The 2,068-nt window shown below is 48.0% G+C and carries 18 tRNA genes and 2 rRNA genes; all 20 read left to right on the top strand.

The annotated features are described in order from the left end of the window. Nucleotides 1-85, top strand: a 23S ribosomal RNA gene (locus K0039_RS19885); the annotation flags it as partial. Between the two features lie 132 nt (nt 86-217). Further along, nucleotides 218-333 (top strand): 5S ribosomal RNA (gene rrf, locus K0039_RS19880). Nucleotides 334-338: 5 nt separating this feature from the next. Continuing rightward, nucleotides 339-413, top strand: a tRNA-Asn gene (locus tag K0039_RS19875). A gap of 22 nt (nt 414-435) precedes the next feature. Then, a tRNA-Glu gene (locus K0039_RS19870) sits at nt 436-510 on the top strand. Nucleotides 511-514: 4 nt separating this feature from the next. After that, a tRNA-Val gene (locus K0039_RS19865) sits at nt 515-590 on the top strand. 17 nt (nt 591-607) lie between these two features. Continuing rightward, nucleotides 608-684: transfer RNA gene (locus tag K0039_RS19860), tRNA-Asp, on the top strand. A 17-nt stretch (nt 685-701) separates the two neighbouring features. Next, nucleotides 702-776, top strand: a tRNA-Thr gene (locus K0039_RS19855). A gap of 9 nt (nt 777-785) precedes the next feature. Beyond that, nucleotides 786-870, top strand: a tRNA-Tyr gene (locus tag K0039_RS19850). 11 nt (nt 871-881) lie between these two features. Continuing rightward, nucleotides 882-955: transfer RNA gene (locus K0039_RS19845), tRNA-Gly, on the top strand. Nucleotides 956-965: 10 nt separating this feature from the next. Then, nucleotides 966-1,042 (top strand) — tRNA-Arg (locus K0039_RS19840). Nucleotides 1,043-1,049: 7 nt separating this feature from the next. Beyond that, nucleotides 1,050-1,125: transfer RNA gene (locus K0039_RS19835), tRNA-Gln, on the top strand. Between the two features lie 9 nt (nt 1,126-1,134). Next, nucleotides 1,135-1,210, top strand: a tRNA-Lys gene (locus K0039_RS19830). A gap of 9 nt (nt 1,211-1,219) precedes the next feature. Beyond that, nucleotides 1,220-1,308, top strand: a tRNA-Ser gene (locus K0039_RS19825). 8 nt (nt 1,309-1,316) lie between these two features. Then, a tRNA-Ser gene (locus tag K0039_RS19820) sits at nt 1,317-1,409 on the top strand. Between the two features lie 7 nt (nt 1,410-1,416). Further along, nucleotides 1,417-1,493: transfer RNA gene (locus tag K0039_RS19815), tRNA-Pro, on the top strand. Nucleotides 1,494-1,502: 9 nt separating this feature from the next. Further along, nucleotides 1,503-1,579: transfer RNA gene (locus K0039_RS19810), tRNA-Ile, on the top strand. A gap of 10 nt (nt 1,580-1,589) precedes the next feature. After that, nucleotides 1,590-1,665: transfer RNA gene (locus K0039_RS19805), tRNA-Trp, on the top strand. A gap of 36 nt (nt 1,666-1,701) precedes the next feature. Beyond that, nucleotides 1,702-1,778, top strand: a tRNA-Pro gene (locus K0039_RS19800). Between the two features lie 6 nt (nt 1,779-1,784). Beyond that, a tRNA-Ile gene (locus tag K0039_RS19795) sits at nt 1,785-1,861 on the top strand. A 3-nt stretch (nt 1,862-1,864) separates the two neighbouring features. Next, a tRNA-Phe gene (locus K0039_RS19790) sits at nt 1,865-1,940 on the top strand. Nucleotides 1,941-2,068: the final 128 nt, after the last annotated feature.

The following is a 2,068-nucleotide window of genomic DNA, read 5'->3' as shown; positions in this document are numbered from 1 at the left end:
GAAGACTACATGGTTGATAGGTCAGAGGTGGAAGTGTGGTAACATATGTAGCTTACTGATACTAATAGGTCGAGGACTTGACCAATAAATATAATGGAAACATTAAATGTTAGCAGTTTTGAAAGTATTAAAAATTTTCAAAAAATGTAGCAAAAAAGTTGACAATTATATACACAAATGTTATTATAATACTTGTCTAACGAAACAGTTAAAATTATGTGGTTATTATAGCAAAGAGGATACACCTGTTCCCATTCCGAACACAGAAGTTAAGCTCTTGAGCGGCGATGGTACTTGGGGGCGACTCCCTGGGAGAGTAGCACGTAGCCACGTAATGTTCCAAGGTAGCTCAACGGTGGAGCACTCGGCTGTTAACCGATAGGTTGAGGGTTCGAGTCCCTCCCTTGGAGCCAAAGAACAAAATTTAAATAATATGGCTCATTGGTCAAGCGGTTAAGACACCGCCCTTTCACGGCGGTAACAGGGGTTCGATTCCCCTATGAGTCACCATTATGGGACCATAGCTCAGCTGGGAGAGCACCTGCCTTACAAGCAGGGGGTCACAGGTTCGAGCCCTGTTGGTCCCACCATTAAAATATATAAATGCGGCCTGGTAGTTCAGTTGGTTAGAATGCCAGCCTGTCACGCTGGAGGTCGAGGGTTCGAGCCCCTTCCAGGTCGCCATAAATATTTAACACTATGCTGGTGTGGCTCAACGGTAGAGCAGCTGACTTGTAATCAGCAGGTTGTAGGTTCAATTCCTATCACCAGCTCCAATATTCTTAGGAGGATTTCCCGAGCGGCCAAAGGGGGCAGACTGTAAATCTGTTAGCGATGCTTTCGGTGGTTCGAATCCACCATCCTCCACCAAAGAAATATATGCGGGTGTAGCTCAATGGTAGAGTTCCGGCCTTCCAAGCCGGCTGTGAGGGTTCGATCCCCTTCACCCGCTCCATTTAAAATATGGGTGCATAGCTCAGTTGGATAGAGCAACGCCCTTCTAAGGCGTGTGTCCGGGGTTCGAATCCCTGTGCGCTCACCATATATACTGGGGATTAGCCAAGTCGGTAAGGCACATGACTTTGACTCATGCATGCGTAGGTTCGAGTCCTGCATCCCCAGCCATACAAATATGACTCATTAGCTCAGTCGGTAGAGCACTTGACTTTTAATCAAGGTGTCCGGAGTTCGAATCTCCGATGGGTCACCACTAAAAAATGGAGAGGTGTCCGAGTGGTTTAAGGAGCTGGTCTTGAAAACCAGTGATGCTTAACGGCACCGTGGGTTCGAATCCCACCCTCTCCGCCAAAAAAAATGGAGAAGTACTCAAGTGGCTCAAGAGGATCCCCTGCTAAGGGATTAGGCTGGATTAAACCGGTGCGAGGGTTCGAATCCCTCCTTCTCCGCCAATTTTTACGAGGTGTAGCGCAGTTTGGTAGCGCACTTGGTTTGGGACCATGGGGCCGGGGGTTCGAGTCCCTTCACCTCGACCAGAATAATATGGACCATTAGCTCAGTTGGTTAGAGCGCCCGGCTCATAACCGGTAGGTCTGGGGTTCGAGTCCCTGATGGTCCACCATACTTAATATAGGGGTGTAGCTCAGTTGGTAGAGCGTCGGTCTCCAAAACCGTGCGCCGGGGGTTCGAGTCCCTCCACCCCTGCCAGAAAAATTTAAAAGAGTATTTTACTAATTTATACTTCGAGGTGTAGCGCAGTTTGGTAGCGCACTTGGTTTGGGACCATGGGGCCGGGGGTTCGAGTCCCTTCACCTCGACCAAAATTAGGGCCTATAGCTCAGGTGGTTAGAGCGCACGCCTGATAAGCGTGAGGTCGCTGGTTCGAGTCCAGCTAGGCCCACCATTTGCCCAGATAGCTCAGTCGGTAGAGCAGGGGACTGAAAATCCCCGTGTCGGTGGTTCGATTCCGCCTCTGGGCACCATAAGAACTTTGAAAATTAAACAGTAGGTTAACAATAAATTAATTCTTTAAGAATTAAACTGAAACAACAAACAAACCAAGCCAGATATTCAGATAATGATTAGTCTGAGCGATGGACAACTTTTTTAT

Source organism: Terrisporobacter mayombei, from assembly GCF_020748465.1.
GTDB classification, from domain to species: Bacteria; Bacillota; Clostridia; order Peptostreptococcales; family Peptostreptococcaceae; genus Terrisporobacter; species Terrisporobacter mayombei.
This window is presented reverse-complemented; position numbering and strand designations above follow the sequence as displayed.